General features: G+C 39.5%; 9 protein-coding genes. All 9 read left to right on the top strand.

Going from position 1 to position 17,509, the window contains the following annotated elements; translation table 11 throughout:
* The first annotated feature begins 119 nt into the window (after window positions 1-119).
* The 9 genes from GR160_RS02715 (at window position 120) to GR160_RS02675 (ending at window position 17,509) form a co-directional block, all read left to right on the top strand.
* Window positions 120-740, top strand: a complete 621-nt coding sequence (locus GR160_RS02715; RefSeq protein ID WP_160748292.1) for a TetR/AcrR family transcriptional regulator — start codon at window positions 120-122, stop codon at window positions 738-740.
* Window positions 730-2,082, top strand: coding sequence for a TolC family protein (locus GR160_RS02710; RefSeq protein ID WP_160748291.1), 1,353 nt, complete (start codon window positions 730-732; stop codon window positions 2,080-2,082). The genes GR160_RS02715 and GR160_RS02710 overlap by 11 nt, the downstream gene beginning before the upstream one ends.
* 5 nt (window positions 2,083-2,087) lie before the next feature.
* Entirely contained in the window at window positions 2,088-3,176 is a 1,089-nt protein-coding gene (locus GR160_RS02705) for an HlyD family secretion protein (protein ID WP_160748290.1), read from the top strand.
* A gap of 5 nt (window positions 3,177-3,181) precedes the next feature.
* Entirely contained in the window at window positions 3,182-4,774 is a 1,593-nt protein-coding gene (locus GR160_RS02700) for a DHA2 family efflux MFS transporter permease subunit (protein WP_160748289.1), read from the top strand.
* Window positions 4,775-4,961: 187 nt separating this feature from the next.
* Entirely contained in the window at window positions 4,962-5,255 is a 294-nt protein-coding gene (locus GR160_RS02695; RefSeq protein WP_160748288.1) for a DUF3861 domain-containing protein, read from the top strand.
* A 210-nt stretch (window positions 5,256-5,465) separates the two neighbouring features.
* A complete protein-coding gene (locus GR160_RS02690; RefSeq protein WP_160748287.1) occupies window positions 5,466-9,137 on the top strand; it encodes a two-component regulator propeller domain-containing protein in 3,672 nt (1,223 codons plus the stop codon).
* A 300-nt stretch (window positions 9,138-9,437) separates the two neighbouring features.
* A complete protein-coding gene (locus GR160_RS02685; protein ID WP_160748286.1) occupies window positions 9,438-12,449 on the top strand; it encodes a DUF4982 domain-containing protein in 3,012 nt (1,003 codons plus the stop codon).
* A 374-nt stretch (window positions 12,450-12,823) separates the two neighbouring features.
* On the top strand, window positions 12,824-15,823 hold the full coding sequence (locus GR160_RS02680) for a TonB-dependent receptor (protein WP_160748285.1): 3,000 nt from the start codon (window positions 12,824-12,826) through the stop codon (window positions 15,821-15,823).
* A 12-nt stretch (window positions 15,824-15,835) separates the two neighbouring features.
* Window positions 15,836-17,509, top strand: a complete 1,674-nt coding sequence (locus GR160_RS02675) for a RagB/SusD family nutrient uptake outer membrane protein (protein ID WP_160748284.1) — start codon at window positions 15,836-15,838, stop codon at window positions 17,507-17,509.

Below are 17,509 nucleotides of genomic sequence, written 5' to 3'. Positions count from 1 at the left end.
CGACCAAATCTTATTTTATACTAAATCGTTTTATGTTAATATTTTGTTAATAAACAATTTAAACAAACGTTTAATTTAAACAAGTGTTTAACTTTGTACCGTTATTTATAACCTATGTTATGACAGAATTTAATGATAAACAAATCGAGATCCTTCAGGTGGCAGAAAAGCTATTTGCCGAGGAAGGATTTGATGGGGCATCTATAAGGACTATAGCAAAGGCAGCCGGGGTTAATATAGCCATGATATCCTACTATTTTGGTTCGAAAGAAAAACTGCTCGAAACACTTATAATATATAGAACATCGGGCATGAAAATGCAGTTGGAGACTATATTTAAAGAAGACCTCTCCCCTTTTGAAAAAGTGGATCGCCTTATAGACCTGTATATATCACGAATAAATAAGAACAAATGCATGTACCAAATAATGCATTTTGAACTTTCTACCAAGAAAAGGATACTCAACATGGATTCGTTCATGGAGATCAAAAAAGTAAACTCCGAGATATTCAATAAAATAATAGAAGACGGGCAGAATAAAGGGTCTTTCAGGCGTGGAATAAATATAGGGCTTATACCTACCACTATATTAGGCACCCTTACCCATTTTCATACCAACAAACTGTATTTTCAAAAAACTCTTGGCCTTGACGATGCCGGGTTTGACCAATACATTGCAAACGAGTTAACACTACATATTAAACAAACCATTAAAGCGCTTTTAGCAAATGAAAATTAGAAAAATGCTGCCCATAGGGTTTCTGCTTATTACGGGTGCCACAATGCACGCGCAACAAAAGCAACAGCTATCGCTGGATGAAGCCGTAAAAATGGCAGTTACAAAAAGCACCGAGGCGAACCTGGCGGACACTAAGGTAGAAACCTCAAAACTGGAACTGGCAAACACAAAAAACACTGCCTATCCGTCATTTACGGTAAGTGGCCAGTACCTTCGTCTTACAGACCCTACCATAAATCTAAAATCTGCCGGAAGCAGTAGTTCAGGAGAATCGGGCGAATCTTCAGGAGGCTCATCTACACCAAAAGTAAACAGTGCCATGTTTGCACTTGCTAATGCAAGTGTGCCTGTATATGCAGGCGGTAAAGTAAAGAACAGTATTGCAGCCAGCGAAAATGCCTATAAAGCACAAACGTTTAATGCTGCCGATACTAAAGACCAGGTAGCGTTGCAAACTATTGCTTTATATACAAACCTATATAAAGCACAACAATCTGTAGCACTTATAGAAGAAAACCTTAAAAGTGCCAACCAAAGGGTTAAAGACTTTACAGCAATGGAAGAGAACGGTCTTATTGCCCGTAATGACCTTCTTAAAACAAAACTTCAGGCCAGCAACATACAAATAAGCCTTGATGAAGCCAAAAAAAATGTGGCAACTATAAACTACCAGCTTATAACATTGCTGCACATGCCCGAAAGTACACAGATAGATGTGAAGGACGGTTATTTTAAAAACCAAAACGCAGATGTTGCTATTAGTGAGAGCGAAGCCATAGCACAACGAAATGATCTTGAAGCCATGCGCTATGAAGAAAAGGCTGCAGAGAACAACATTAAAGTTGCCAAAGCCGGATATTACCCTTCCCTGTCATTATCTGCCGGATATGTTTACCTTAATATACCCGACTTTGTAGAGGTGTATAATGCCGCTAACGTGGGTGTAGGCCTTTCTTATGACATTGCAGGAATATGGAAAAACGGCAAAAAAGTAAAAGCTGCCGAAAGCCGTAGAAACGAAACACACCAGCAATTGGACCTGATGACAGAAAGTGTGAAAATACAGGTAAAAACTGCACAGGAAAACTATAACCTTGCACTTAAACAAAACAGGGTATATACTGAAGCCGTAACACAGGCGGAAGAAAACTACCGTATTGTAAAAGATAAATATGACAACGGCCTTGTAGACACTAACGACCTGCTTGAAGCCGATGTACAAAAGCTACAAACACAACTAAACGAAGCATTTTCTAAAGCCGACATAACCCAGCGTTTCTATGAGCTGCTAAATGCATCGGGCAAACTAACAAACTCTTTTAATCTTACACAAAACAAATAATAACCATGGAAACCACGGAAAAAAAGAAAACCAATAAAAAGTTCCTTATCATACTTATAGTTCTTGTTATTATAGGTGGTGGTTACGGTATCTATAAATACATGCACTCTTTGGCACACGAAACTACAGACGATGCCCAGGTAGAAAAAAACATGAGCCCGATATTGCCCCGCGTTACCGGATATATTACTAAAATATATGTAAAAGATAACGACTTTGTAAAAAAAGGCGATACACTATTTACTATTGACGATAAAGATTATGCGGTTCGTGTTGCCGATGCCGAAGCACAGCTTTTAGCAGCACAAAGCAACCTTGAAGTGGCCAAGGCCGATATAGGCGGTGCGGCTGCGGGAGTATCTGTTTCTGAAGCTAATATACTTTCATCTAAAGGAAATATTGAGGCTGCCAAAGTAAGACTATGGAGGGCTAATAACGATTTTGAGCGTTACCAGAACCTTTATAATAACAGGAGCATAACCAAACAACAGTTTGAACAGGCACAGGCTGCTAAACAGGAAGCCGAAGCCGAACTTAAAGTATTACAACAGGCACAGGCCGCAAGCACATCTCAAAGAGCTGCAAGCGTATCAAGAAGCAATGTAAGCAACAAACAAACCGAAGTTGCCCAGGCAAACATTAAAAGAGCTCAGGCTGCCCTTGATGCTGCTAAACTAAACCTTTCTTACACAGTGGTTACTGCTGCTGTAGACGGTCAGGTATCTACTATAGACATTCAGCCCGGACAACTTGTACAACCGGGTCAGGCATTGTTTTACATCTTAGACAATTCTAACAGCTGGGTGGTTGCTAACTTTAAAGAAACACAGGTTACTAAAATGAAAGAAGGCCAAAAAGTTATTATCGTGGCCGACGCTTACCCGGATGTAGAATTTGAAGGCGTAGTTAGTTCGTTCTCTCCTGCAACCGGTGCACGTTTCTCTTTATTGCCTCCTGACAATGCCACTGGTAACTTTGTTAAAACAGTACAAAGACTTCCTGTAAGGATCAATCTTACCGACAGTAACGATAAAGAGAAAGTAAAACTTTTACGCTCAGGTATGAACGTTGAAGTTGATGTACACTTAAAATAATAAATATGGCAGGAGCAGCAACAGTAAAAGCAGACGATAGTTTAGTTTTATATGGCTTTGAACGCGTTATTATTACAATAACAGCAGTACTATGTGCCCTGCTTGAAATTGTAGATACAACTATTGTAAACGTAGCGCTTAATGAAATGCGTGGTAGCCTTGGTGCTACATTGACCGATGTGGCTTGGGTAATTACAGCCTATGCCATTGCAAACGTAATTGTTATACCTATGACAAGCTGGCTTTCACAGCAGTTTGGCCGACGAAATTATTTTGCGGCATCTATTATAATTTTTACGGTATCGTCTTTTTTGTGTGGTAATGCTGATAACATTTGGGAGCTTGTAACTTTTAGGTTCATTCAGGGAATGGGAGGTGGTGCCCTCCTTGTAACGGCACAAACCATTATAACAGAAAGTTATCCGGTGGAAAAACGAAGTATTGCACAGGCTATTTATGGTATGGGTGTAATTGTAGGCCCTACCCTTGGGCCGCCGCTGGGTGGATGGATAGTAGACAACTGGTCATGGCCTTACATTTTTTACATTAACGTTCCTCTTGGTATTATAGCGACCATGTTGAGCCTTATATATGTAAGAAGCCCTAAATATGGCGAAAAGCTTAAAGCAAGCCAGGTAGACTGGTTGGGAATATTTTTTCTCATTGCGTTTATTGGATCATTACAGTTTGTATTAGAACACGGGCAGCAGGACGACTGGTTTGAATCGCACGAAATTGTTATCCTGAGTGTGGTTGCCGTTTTTGGTTTACTCGCATTTATTTGGAGAGAAACCGTGTATAAACATCCTATTGTAAACCTTAGTGTACTTAAAGACAGTAACCTGCGCATTGGTACCATAATGTGTTTTATATTAGGCTTCGGGCTTTATGGTTCAACGTTTGTTATACCAATTTACACCCAGTCTATGCTGGGCTGGACCGCACTACAGGCAGGTATGCTATTAATACCAAGTTCTTTAATGACAGCCTTTATGATGCCTTTTATTGGTAAGATGATCCAGAACGGTGTACCTCAAACTTATATGGTAGCTGTTGGTTTTATGGTGTTCTTTGGCTTTACCTTCTGGATGTACAGCATTATGACACCAGATACAGGTTCCGAACACATGTTTTGGCCTCTTATACTTCGCGGTGTTGGCTTGGGCTTGCTATTCGTACCTATTACAACTATGGCACTAAGCACCCTTAAAGGCAAAAGCATTGGCGAGGGTGCGGCTTTTACAGGTATGATGCGTCAGTTAGGCGGTTCGTTTGGTATTGCACTCATCAGTACGTTTATTACAAGGTCTACACAGGCACACAGGGTAAACCTTGTAGCACATGAAAACGCTACCGATTTTGCAGTTCAGCAAAGAGTACAGCAACTGCAACATGGCTTTATGGCAAGGGGTTTTAGCTCATCTGAAGCTTTAAATAAGGCCTATGCCGCTCTTGAAGGTGGTGTAATGAAACAGGCAACAGTATTATCATACATGGACGTGTTTCTGTATTTGGGCATACTTTTCGTTATCTGTATACCGTTTATATTATTGGTAAGACAAGGTAAGAGTAAGGTAGATATGTCATCAGTACACTAAGAGACGAAACATAATAGATGAGAGATAATAGACCGAATGTTATTTATTATAAATTATAGCAGGTTCTTAATGTATGTTTCGGAAATGTCGACAGAAAATATAAACAGTAAATTTAACTTTGCCTAACCAGCAGGTAGCCTGGCGCACAGCTTTTCAGTGCGCCAGGCTTTTTTAAATCATTAAAATCATGAATACAAAATACAACCATTATAAAGTTACTTTAGAACATACTTACAACCCTAAAGATGAAGAATTACAACAGCCTGTTGTTATAGAATTTGATAATCACGACAATATTTTCAACATTATAAAAGTGTTGCAGGAAAAAGATCATTTTGGTGATGTGAACCAGTCGGCTGAATTTGCCATTGGTTTAAAAATGTTTAGCGAAGTAATGCTGCGCAATAAAGAGCATGGTCTTTTCGAAGATTTTTTACCCGCATTTAAAGAGTTTATGAAAAGGCTAAAAAGCGGCATATAATTTTCTACAAACTAATACTTTTAAAACTCCGGAATATACTTTCGGAGTTTTTTTATTCAATACAGTTGGTAAACATCATCGGCACATAACAGTACATGACAGTTAAAAAATAATAATGTTGTAGTTTAGAGCCTGTTTAAGTTTTATTTTTTACTGAAAATGTTGAAACCTATTTGCTATATCCTTAACCAAAAGCATCTTTATATTGTAATGATGTTTTTACTTATTGGCTGTAGCATACATGAGGCATTTTCTCAACATCCAATTATCCGGTTTAATCACATTACTTCAGATGACGGCCTGCCCCAAAACACTGTATTGGGCATAGTTAAAGACAAATATGGTTTTATTTGGTTTGGAACCTGGAACGGATTGTGCCGTTATGACGGGTATTCTTTTAAAACCTATATGTACAATCCAAAGGATAAAAAAAGTATCAATAACAACAGGATACATACCCTAAAGCTTGACAAAGAGCAGAACATCTGGATACGCACTTTTGAGGATGATGAGTTGTGCCGCTACAACTATGAAAAAGATAACTTTGACAGGTTTAAAAGAAATGAAATTGCCGACTCTATTTTTTTATGGACAGACAGAAGAAAACATATTAGTAAAACCAAAGCTAATTTTAAGGATTATGTATGGAAAATTGAGGTTCCAAGAAACCGTCTTATAGAAACAAATATAAGATCGGGCGTAACAAAGATCTATGAAGAAGGCTCAATAAATCCCGGACAATTAAATGACGCTTATGTAACAGATATCTATAAAGATAATCACGATATATTATGGGTAGGCACTTATAGCAACGGCATTAATAAAGCAAACTTGGCAGCAAAGCCCTTTCAGCATTTTTATCATGATCCTTTTGTAAAACAATCATTAGCAGATAATAATATAACCTCTATTTGTACAGACAAGACCGGAAATATCTGGGTGGGTACGCGTGATAAGGGTATTACTGTAATTGGCAATAAAACACGGCATCTTCAAAAAGGGCCAGGTTCAATAACGAGCAATTTGATACGCTCCGTTTTTTGTGATTCGCGCGGAGTTATATGGATAGGCACTAAAGAAGGGCTCAACTGTTATAATCCCTCGACGGGAGTTTTCAGCGATCTGTCTGCAAAAGTAAGGTACACTACCGTTTTTGGCATTAACGAAGACAATGAGCATAATATATTAATTGCAAGCTGGAACGGAGTTTATAAATACAAACCAAAACAAGACATTTTTATAAACTACAGCCCGGAAAAAATGATGCTGCATGCCCACACACGGGTTGTTATGCAGGATTCAAAAGGCCAAATATGGGTTGGGTGCGAAGGAATAGGCGGCAATACCGGTGGGATAAGCGTACTTAAACAGGTAGCGAATTCTGATGAGTTTAAAGTTACAGCGCATTTTGTTCATAATGAAGATAGAAACTCTGTAAGCGATAACCGAATAAACTGCATTTATGAAGATAAAAGCGGAATAATATGGATCGGTACCGGAAATGGGTTAGATAAGTATGATCCTGTAAACAAAACATTTACGAACCTTTCTGCTAATGATCAGTTCTTAAAATCTTCTGTCGTCTCTATTTTAGAAGATGACAAAGGCTTTTTATGGATAAGCCATAAAAAAGGTATATCGCAACTGCATAAAAAACGGATGAGCGTAAGAACCTATGGTTTACAGGATGGCCTGCAAAGTCAGGAGTTTTCTGCCGGAGCCGCTTTTAAAGATAGTAACGGCAAAATGTATTTTGGGGGCAATAACGGATTTAATATTTTTAATCCTGATGATATTCTACCGGAAAAAACACTGCCTGTTACCGTACTCACAGAATTACAGATACTCAACCGTCCGGTACAGATCAACGAAAAAATAAACGGCAGGGTTGTATTAACAAAGCCATTATATTTAACCAAACAAATTGAGCTAAAATATAATGACAAAAGTATATCGATAGAATTTGCAGGCTTACATTACTCTAACCCCCAAGCAAATAAATATGCTTATAAACTTGAAGGGTTCGATAAAAACTGGGTATATACTGATGCCACACGCAGGGTTGCCTCCTACTCCAATCTTCAATCAGGCAAATATACCTTCAAGGTTATTTCTTCAAACAGCGACGGTGTTTGGAATACTGTTCCAACTGTATTAAATATAGAAGTATTACCTCCTTTTTGGGCCAGCGGATGGGCATATTTTTGTTATATCATAATTATAGCCGGCAGTTTTTACACCTACCATAAATATTCGGCACGGGTATCAGGGCTTAAAACAAAACTGGCTTATGAGGAGCTTATGCACAAACAGGAAAACGAACTGTATCAAAACAAGCTTCAGTTCTTTACGAACATCTCTCACGAAATTAAAACGCCACTAACCCTCATACTTGCCCCATTGGAAAGGCTTACAAACATGTTTGCCGAAAATAAAGCTATATATACTCAACTCTTAACCATGCGCCTTAGTGGTGAAAGATTGGTGAAAATGGTTAATCAGCTTCTTGATTTCAGGACACTCGAAACAGGCAATTTACAACCTGAACTTAAAAATTATGACATAATAGCTTTTTTACATACTGTAATAGCGTCCTTTAAAGATAACGCAGCGTCAAAAAATATTAGCTTGACCTTTAATCATAATGTAAGCAGTTGCATATTTCTTTATGATGAAGACAAAATGGAAAAAGTAATTTACAACCTTTTGTCTAACGCACTAAAATTTACGCCTGTATCAGGAAAAATAGACGTAAATTTCTCTTTTTCCTCAAAAGAGAATGAACAAAACGCAGTAATTAAAGTTACAAATACCGCTACAGAAATAATATCTGATGAAGACAGTGAAGTAATCTTTCTGCCATTTAAACAAGGAAAAAAACATAGCTCGGGCGGTACAGGTTTAGGGCTTGCATACAGCAGAGGGCTTGTAGAGCTCCATGGCGGAACAATAGAAGTTGAGAGCAAATATTCAGCCATAGGTCAAAATCAAACTGCATTTACAGTAACGTTGCCTTTAAAAACGTATGATGCTGATACAAATAATGAGTTCATAGCAATTAATGATATTACGGATAATGCTATAATCCCCATTCAGGAAAAAGGCATTGGGGCAAAAAAAGTCAATACTATACTTTTAGTAGAAGATAATATAGAATTAAGAGCCTATCTAAAAGATTACTTTTCTAATACTTATACTGTATTGGAAGCATCTGATGGAACCGAAGGATTTAAAACTGCCATACAGGAACAGCCTGATATTGTAATATCGGATGTGATGATGGAGCAAATGGACGGTTTTGAATTGTGCCGAAAAATAAAGAATGATATTAAAACTTCTCACATACCCGTAGTGCTGCTTACGGCTCAGGATCCTGTTGAATCTGAAATTGAAGGAATAGAAAACGGTGCCGACGATTATATTACTAAGCCATTTAACCTCTCTGCACTGTCTGCCCGTATTAAAAACCTGCTCATATTGAGACAAAATTTAAAAGAAAAATACCGCAAAGAAATATCTGTACAGCCTGCAAAAGAGATACCTCTTTCGGCCGATGAAAAGCTATTGCAAAAACTTTTAGCATTTATTGAAAATAATTTATCGAAACCCGAACTTGGAGTAGAAGAAATTTGTATAGGCATTGGGGTAAGCAGGAGTCAGCTTTATCGGAAGGTTAAAGACCTTACAGGACTAAGCCTTTCTGAAATACTGAAAGAAATTCGTCTGAAAAAAGCTCAGCAACTACTATCAGAATCTAAGTTTACGGTTAATGAAGTAGCCTATATGGTTGGTTTTAGCGATGCAGATTATTTCAGGAAATGTTTTAAATCAGAATTTGGTATGGCACCAACAGAATATGCTAAAACAATTACATCAAAATAAAATTGATACGTCTTTTCAATGCATCAACAACCCTAAAATCGTTGCAAATTTAACGTTCAATAATTCTAAAAAATATTTTTACTTTTTTTTATATCCAATAAAAAAACAACAAAATATTCACGTTTATTCTTCCAAAACAAGAGGTTGGTCTGTTTTTACCCGTAATTCGGGACAATTTTACAGGCTCATTTTTTACTCATGTTTTACATTTGCCCTGTTAACAATATCGTTTTCGTTTACATTATCGATCATCGTCATTTCAGCATTATACTATATAGTAACCCTATTTAATTACAAACCATGGACAAGCATTTAAGAGTAATAGCTCTTACATTTTTAGTATTATTTTTCAATACCGACAAACTTTTATCGCAATCTAAAAACCAACAGTTAAAATACAACTTTAATAGTGAGTGGCTGGTAAATGTAGGGGAAGTGACCAACGGTGCCGACCCAAAACTGGCCGACACCTCATGGAAAAAAGTAACCTTACCGCGCGCTTTTAACGAAGACGAAGCTTTTAAACTGCCTATAGACAGCCTTAGCACATCTATAGTATGGTACCGCAAGCATTTTGCATTGCCTAAAGAAGCTAAGGGCAAAAAAGTGTTCATTGAATTTGAAGGCATACGCTTCGGGGGAGAGTTTTACATCAACGGAAAATCAATCGGTATACACGAAAATGGTGTAATGGCTGTCGGGCTTGATGTAACAGATTATCTTAACCCAAACGGTAAAGACAATATAATAGCTGCACGCATAGACAACTCCTGGAAATATAAAGAGCGTGCCACACAGTCTAACTACCAATGGAACGACAAGAACTTTAATGCCAACTATGGCGGTATTCCTAAAAATGTGTACCTGCATGTAAAAGACAGAGTATATCAAACATTACCTCTTTACAGCAATTTGGGTACTACGGGTACTTATGTATATGCCAAACAGATAAATATTAGTAACAGAACGGCTATTATCCGCGCCGAATCGGAAGTGCGCAACGAGCATAACACATCCAAAAACATACGCTATGAAGTTAAAGTAGAAGATATGGATGGCAAAGTAGTAAAAACATTTTCCGGCACAAATAAAACACTTAAACCGGGTGAAACAGCAGTTTTATCGGCAGAAGAAGAAATAGGCAATCTTAATTTTTGGAGTTGGGGATATGGCTACCTGTACAATATTTACACAACACTTTATGTAGACAATAGACCTGTAGATGTGGTAAACACACGCACCGGATTTAGGAAAACACGTTTTGCCGATGGTATGGTATGGCTTAACGACCGTGTAATACAAATGAAAGGATATGCACAGCGCACCAGTAACGAGTGGCCTGCCGTGGGCATGAGCGTGCCGGCCTGGTTAAGCGATTATAGTAACAAGCTAATGGTAGACAGCAATGCAAACCTTGTGCGCTGGATGCACGTAACACCATGGAAACAGGATGTGGAAAGCTGTGACCGTGTGGGGCTTATGCAGGCCATGCCCGCAGGAGATTCTGAAAAAGATGTAGAGGGCCGCCGCTGGGAACTGCGCACACTGCTAATGCGTGATGCTATTATATACAACCGCAACAACCCAAGTATTATTTTTTATGAGTGCGGTAACGAATCGATATCTGAAGAACACATGGCGGAAATGAAAGCCATACGCGATAAATATGACCCGTTTGGAGGACGTGCCATAGGATCTCGCGAAATGCTGGATAGTCAAATTGCCGAATATGGCGGCGAAATGCTCTATATAAACAAAAGTGCCCATATACCTATGTGGGCAACAGAATACTGCCGTGATGAGGCACTTCGCAAATACTGGGACGACTACTCCTACCCTTTTCATAAAAATGGCGAGGGTGTTAACGAATATAAGTCAACTGTAACGAACACAAGCCAAAAGAAAGATGCCCGTGCCTACAACCAAAACCAGGATTCTTTTGTTAGGGCAGATGTTTCAACCTGGTGGGATTATTACAGGGTGCGTCCCGGCACAGGTACAAGGGTTAGTTCTGGGGGAGTAAATATTATATTCTCTGACTCTAACACGCACTTTAGGGGTGTGGAAAACTACAGGCGCAGCGGCGAGGTAGATGCCATGCGCATAGCCAAAGATGCTTTTTATGCCCATCAGGTAATGTGGGACGGATGGGTAGATGTTGAAAACTACCGCACGCACCTTGTAGGCCATTGGAATTATACTCCGGATGTGGTGAAGGATGTTTACGCAGTATCGTCAGGAGAGCAGGCAGAGCTGTTTGTAAATGGCAAGTCGCAGGGGATGGGAGAACGCAGCAACGGGTTTTTATTCACCTTTAAAGATATTAAATGGCAGGAAGGTACTATAGAGGCAGTAAGTTATGACGCTAATAAAAAAGAACTTAGCCGCGCTAAAATTAAAACTGCAGGAAAACCGGCAGCCATAAAACTTACTGAAATGCATGCTCCTGATGGTTTTAAAGCCGATGGTGGCGATCTTGCACTTGTTCAGGTTGAAGTGGTAGACGCACAGGGGAACCGTTGCCCATTGGCAAATGATGCCATATCTTTTGAACTGAATGGCCCTGCCGAATGGCGTGGCGGTATAGCACAGGGAAAAGACAACTACATACTGTCGAAAATACTTCCGGTAGAATGTGGTGTAAACAGAGTACTTATACGCTCTACAAACAAAGCGGGCAAAATAACATTAAGTGCAACAGCAAAGGGCTTAACACCTGCATCTATTGGCTTTACAACCGTAACAGCTAAACAAAAGAACGGATTATCAGGATACATTAGCGGCAACCACCAGCCTTCTAACCTGCAAAGGGGGGCAACGCCAAAAGGTGCATCTTATAAAGAAAGCCGCAAAGCAATAAAAATTGTGGGGGCACTTACAGATACTAATACTGATAAAGTAAAACAAAGCTTTGATGACAACGAGCTAAGCGAATGGACAAATAACGGCGACATAAAAACCGGATGGATTACTTATGAGCTGGAGCGTGATGCAGAAATAAGCGAGATAGAACTAAAACTTACAGGCTGGAGGATGCGAAGCTATCCTATTATCATATCTGTTGATGGCAAAGAGGTGTACAGCGGCGATACTGAAAAGAGTCTTGGATATATATCGATACCTGTAAAACCAACAAAAGGCCGTTTTGTAAAGATTCAGCTAAAAGGACAAAGCCAGGATAAAGATGCTTATGGCGAGATCATAGAAATTACAGGCAATAAAGAGCTGGACCTGTATAAAGATCCCAACGCCGCCGATGGTAAAGGACAGTTGCGTATTGTAGAAGTTGAAGTCTATGAAAAAGTAAACTAGAAAAGGTAATCTGATTAAATTTTGGGGAGCAACATCCTTATAGTTTTGCTCCCCACTTGGGAAACGCTTCCCTAAAAAATACGAAAATTATATCGTGTACTATACCTGTAAAATCATGACGATTTAGCGGGCAGCTATAATATTGACTTATAATTTTCAAATCCTGTGAAGAATCTCCTGAAAAGGAGTTTTTTTTTCAAACGAAAACGAAATCGATATAGTGAATTTAATTAATAGAAAATAAATCCAATAACAAGCATGAATTATAACAAGATGAATAACTATTACAGCAGGTACAGCAAATTTAAAACCTCAGCTAAGGGACTGGAATTATCAGTCGAAAAAATCAATTGTATAACTATAAAACATAAAAAATGATTAATAAAATTACTTTATTTTTTTCGTTTATACTTCTGTTTTCCTGGAGTGTAAAAGCGCAGGACAAAGAAATAACCGGGGTTGTTCATGACGAGCAAAACCTTCCAATTCCCGGTGTTAATATATTTATTTCAGGCACATCGGTTGCGACCGTAACCGATATGGATGGTAATTTTACTATAACCATTCCTTCGGGTGTTCAAAACCCTGAACTGGAATTCTCCTTTATAGGCTACGCAAAAAAAACTGTAGCTGTTGCCGAGCAAACATCGCTAAATGTAAGAATGGATCCTGACATCAAAACCCTTGAGGAAGTAATTGTGGTGGGTTATGGTACACAGAAGAAAAAAGACCTTACAGGTGCAGTATCCAGTGCTAACCTCGAAGCCTTCAGGAAAGCACCAAACGTAAATATTATCCAAAGTTTGCAGGGGACGGTTCCGGGTTTAAATATAGGTCAGGTAAACTCTGCCGGACAAAACCCATCTATACAAATTAGGGGAAATAATACCATTAGCGGTAATGGAAGCGTACTTATAGTACTTGACGGAATTCCGTACAGCGGTACTCTTGCCTCTATTAACCCTAACGACATAGAATCTATAGAAGTACTTAAAGATGCCAGTTCAGCTACTGTTTATGGTTCTCAGGCTGGTAATGGAGTATTACTGATTACCAGCAAAAAAGGAAAAAAAGGTAAACCAAAAATTACCTATAGCTGGAGCTATGCCTCTCAAACCCCCGCTACTAAACTAAGGCCACTAAACAGAGATGAATTTTTAGAAAAAGTTAGGGATTTGTATTATGACGAAGCTTTTTTAGCCCCTGATTATACTACTCCTAACCCGGCTTTTGATATAACAACCCGTATGGATCGTTTTATGCTGGATGAAAATAACAATATTAGAGATAATAATTTTGACTGGTGGGATGCGGGCACAAATCCGGGTGAGATACAAAAACATGAAGTAAGTGTGTCCGGAGGTGCAGATAATGTAAATTATCTTATTTCGGCAGGATTAACAGATCAGGCAGGTTTTATAATAAATGACAACTTTAAACGTAAGAACATCAGGGTAAACCTTGAAAGCAAAGCTACCGATTGGTTAACCGTTGGTGTACAGTCTTTTGCTGCGTTTAATGATTATAGCGGCGCAGAGCCCGATCTTGATGCACTTATAAGGCAGGCTCCTTTTTTAGTCCCGTATGATGAAAACGGCAACCTTATTCCGGCGCCTACGGGAACCAATATACAAAACCCATTCTTAACATACGATGTAGAAAACCACTCTACACAGAATGATTTCTTTGGCAATTTTTATGGCATAGTAAACTTTCCTTTTCTTAAGGGCCTAACTTATCGTGTAAATTATGGTAACAACTACAGAATAAGCGAAAACTTTGGTGCAAGTAAATATGATGCCGGCTTGACGGGTGCTGCATACAAGAACCACACCCGTTATAATGATTATACACTGGACAACATTGTAAACTACAAGCGCAACTTTGGCAGGCATGATATAGATGTAACCCTGCTGTATGGAGCCATTGAAAGAGAAAGCACTATAACAGAGTCTAACTCATCAGACATATCCTCTTTAATAATGGGCTATAACAGCCTGGAACAGGGCATCAATCAGTTTGCTAATTCAGGAGCATGGAGAGAAGCCCTTAACTATCAAATGGCACGTGTTAACTACAAATTTAAAGACCGATACCTTTTAACAGCCACTGTTAGAAGAGACGGAGCTTCGGTATTTGCAAAGAATGAAAAATGGGCAATATTCCCTTCAGCGGCTTTGGGCTGGATCGTATCTGAGGAATCATTCTTAAAAGACAACAAAACACTCAACTTTTTAAAAGTAAGGGCTAACTATGGGGCTACAGGTAATACACTTGGCCGTTATCAATCGCTTCCTACTTTTGGCCGTGGCAGGAGCTATGTATATGGCGACGGCGGTACCCCTGTTTTTGGGCAGAATGCCACGAGGCTGGAAAATCCTAACCTGCGTTGGGAAAAAAACATCGGCTTAAACTTTGGATTGGATTTTGGGCTGTTCAATAAAAGGCTTTCGGGTACAGTAGAGTACTATAGAAACAAAACGGATGATCTTGTATTTAGTGTTCCTCTACCGGCCTTGGTTGGAATACAAAGTATACTAACAAACGTGGGAGAAGTACAGAACAAAGGGCTTGAAATACAGCTAACATCGCAAAATATTAAAGGTGAAGACTTTTCGTGGAGTACAACCGCCAATTTTTCTACGAACAAGAATGAGATTATTGCTTTAACAGGTGAAGATATTGACGGTGATGGGCGCGAAGACGACCTTACATCGGCAGGGCTTTTTATAGGCCAGTCAACAGGGGCAATATTTGGTTATAAATATGACGGTATCTATCAGATAGGCGATGATATTCCGAGCGGTTACAGCCCAGGAACGCAGCGAATAGTAGACGTTAACGGCGATGGGCAAATTACAGCCGATGACCGCGTTATACTGGGACAAACTAACCCGGCCTATCGTGTAAGTTTACTTAATACTGTAACCTACAAAGGCTTTACCCTGAACATATTCTTTAACTCTATACAAGGAGGCAAAGACGGCTATCTTGGCAATATGCTGCCTACAAGCGTTGGCGGATTGCGTAATGACAACTCGGTTAGATACAATTATTTTTCTGATATAGACTACTGGTCGCCCCGCAACCCCAATGGAGAATTCCCAAGATCTATTGTAGCACCATCTATAAGCACACCAGTGTATCGTGACCGTAGCTTTATAAGGCTTCAGGATGTATCGCTATCCTATAACTTCAATCAAAAACTGGTTAAACAGTTAGGGGTTTCTGATGTAAGCCTTTTTGTTAGCGGCAAAAACCTTGCTACCTGGACAAAATGGAAAGGCTGGGATCCTGAAACCGGACAGGGACTTGACGAGAATGGCAGGCCGGTAATGAAAAGTTATTCTGTAGGTGTCAATATTACTTTTTAAACTATGAAGACTATGAAAAAATATATAATACTTCCACTTTTAGCCGCACTGATGGTATCTACATCCTGCGAAAAAGACTTTCTTGAAGAAGAGCCTTTGGATTTTTTAGCGGCTTCTAATGCTCTGAACACTTATGACGATTTTAAAATGTCGCTCAATTATTTGTATGATAGGGTTCGTTTCGAGTTCTACTCTAAAGGCGACCGCAACAACATGGACTACATTTATGGAACCGACCTTGTTTTTGACGGCCAGCCCGATGTGCTGCGATTTACAAATTATGAAGGAGCTATGAACCCTTATGGCGACAGCAACAGTGTTGCCGTAGTGCACTGGGTAAACTTTTTTAAGATAATATCTGAAGCTAATATTATACTGGATAAAATAGGCGAATCGGAAATGACCGATGAGCAAAAAATTTTAGTTGAAGCCGAAGCGAGATATTTCAGGGCATTTAGCTATCGTACACTGGTATATTTATATGGTGGTGTGCCTTTAATTACAGAGGCTGTTTATGAACCCAAACTCGACTTTGTAAGAGCCACAAAAGAAGAAGTTTTAAACCAAACAATACTCGATTTGCAGTTTGCCGCCGAAAACCTGCGTACAAAAGCACAGGTAAGCCCGGGGCAGGTGCACAAACTTGTGGCTCGCCATTTACTGTCTGAAGTATATCTTGCAGCAGGACAATATCAAAACGCAGTAGATGCCGCTACAGTGGTAATAGACGACCCTTCTACAGGGCTTATGACCCAAAGGTTTGGAAACAGAATAAGTGTACAACCGGGCGATGTGTACTGGGATCTTTTTCAGCGCAATAACCAAAACCATGCGTCTAATACAGAGGCACTTTGGGTAATACAGTTTGAAACTGATGTGCCGGGCGGTGCTGCCGTAACCACTACCAGAACAGGTGCACCGCTTTATGAAAGGCACCACGCACCGTCTGTCAGGGATATTGTAATAAACGGAAGCCGTCCGTTTAGCTGGCCCATAGGAGATTATACAGGTGGCCGTGGCATTGGTTGGGCAATATCTACAGTATATTTTAGCAACACTATATGGCAAAGCGACTGGACTAATGACATAAGAAACGCTAATCACAATTTTGTTAGAGAATTTAAGGCAACCAATCCTGCCTCTCCACTATACGGGCAAATAATCTCTACCGAGAATCCTCCTGCTGGTATTACCGTTCCAAGCCGTGCCTTTTATGCTTATCAAAGTAAGGTAACCACACCTTTTGACCATCCTGCGAACCTGTATCAAAACGCAAGTACATTTTTATTAAAAGATGCAACAGCAGGTGGCACATATACAGACCAGTATATGTTCAGGCTGGCTGAAACCTACCTCATACGCGCAGAGGCTTACTATCGCCTTAATAATACAACCGCGGCAGCGGCTGATATTAATGTGGTTCGCTCGCGCTCTAATGCCGGTAATGTGGCACCATCGGCAGTAAACATCGATTATATTCTTGATGAAAGGATGAGAGAGTTTGGTGTGGAAGAAAAAAGGAGGCTAACCTTAAACCGCCTTGGATTGTTGTATGACAGGGTTACACGTTTTAATACTTATTACAATGATATTGAGCCTCATCACAACCTGTTGCCTATTCCTTATTCTGAAATTGAGAGGAACAGGGAAGCTGTGTTAGAACAAAACGAGGGATATCCTCAATAA

The organism is Flavobacterium sp. Sd200 (assembly GCF_009826935.1).
In the GTDB taxonomy this organism is placed as follows: Bacteria; Bacteroidota; Bacteroidia; order Flavobacteriales; family Flavobacteriaceae; genus Flavobacterium.
Note: the sequence above shows the minus strand (reverse complement) of the source record. Positions and strands in the feature narration are given on the sequence as shown.

Coding starts and splice junctions, on each gene's coding strand:
- GR160_RS02675 (WP_160748284.1), top strand. CDS start 15,836: ATGAAAAAATATATAATACTTCCACTTTTAGCCGCACTGATGGTATCT.
- GR160_RS02700 (WP_160748289.1), top strand. CDS start 3,182: ATGGCAGGAGCAGCAACAGTAAAAGCAGACGATAGTTTAGTTTTATAT.
- GR160_RS02705 (WP_160748290.1), top strand. CDS start 2,088: ATGGAAACCACGGAAAAAAAGAAAACCAATAAAAAGTTCCTTATCATA.
- GR160_RS02680 (WP_160748285.1), top strand. CDS start 12,824: ATGATTAATAAAATTACTTTATTTTTTTCGTTTATACTTCTGTTTTCC.
- GR160_RS02685 (WP_160748286.1), top strand. CDS start 9,438: ATGGACAAGCATTTAAGAGTAATAGCTCTTACATTTTTAGTATTATTT.
- GR160_RS02695 (WP_160748288.1), top strand. CDS start 4,962: ATGAATACAAAATACAACCATTATAAAGTTACTTTAGAACATACTTAC.
- GR160_RS02715 (WP_160748292.1), top strand. CDS start 120: ATGACAGAATTTAATGATAAACAAATCGAGATCCTTCAGGTGGCAGAA.
- GR160_RS02690 (WP_160748287.1), top strand. CDS start 5,466: ATGATGTTTTTACTTATTGGCTGTAGCATACATGAGGCATTTTCTCAA.
- GR160_RS02710 (WP_160748291.1), top strand. CDS start 730: ATGAAAATTAGAAAAATGCTGCCCATAGGGTTTCTGCTTATTACGGGT.